Source organism: Leuconostoc sp. UCMA20149 (assembly GCF_030400235.1).
In the GTDB taxonomy this organism is placed as follows: Bacteria; Bacillota; Bacilli; order Lactobacillales; family Lactobacillaceae; genus Leuconostoc; species Leuconostoc pseudomesenteroides.
In genome coordinates, this window is record NZ_VJYC01000043.1 from 1 (window position 1) to 545 (window position 545).

Genomic DNA, 545 nt, shown 5'->3' on the forward strand with positions numbered 1-545 from the left:
TCAATGGGATTGATACTCGTAGCCACGTTTTCAACTAAAACTTCATCATTATTGACAACAGGTTTATTGGTATTCGTAATTTCAAGTTGTGTAACATCACCATATTCTTTTATAATCGCTGCTTTCATTAATTCTCTCCTAGGCTAAATAATTGGCAATCAGGGGCAATATAATTCCAGAATGAGTTGGAAAGGCAAAAATTTGGCCATGTATGTCACGGGAAGTATACTCATTATTAATAACTGGAACCAGTGCATTAACAACCTCTGGCGCGAAATCACCAATTAGAGACGCGCCCACTAATTTTTTGTCTTGGTCAATTACAAGCTTAATTTTTGCTTTAACGTCATTCAATGTTTGAAAGCGCATGAGTTGACCATAAGGAATTTCCTGAATCCGTAATCTTTCATCATTTTTAGCATCATCAACTGAAATCCCCACTTGAGCCAGTCGTGGAAGTGTAAACGCAATAGACGGTACTACGGGGTATTTAATGGGATCTGAATCACCCGATAATTTTTTTGCAATATACTGTGATTCAAAGG

General features: G+C 37.1%; 1 pseudogene. It reads right to left on the bottom strand.

Annotation, left to right across the window (positions count from 1 at the left end):
- Positions 1-138 precede the first annotated feature (138 nt).
- Positions 139-545: pseudogene (locus FF105_RS11550) on the bottom strand (NAD(P)/FAD-dependent oxidoreductase); the annotation flags it as partial.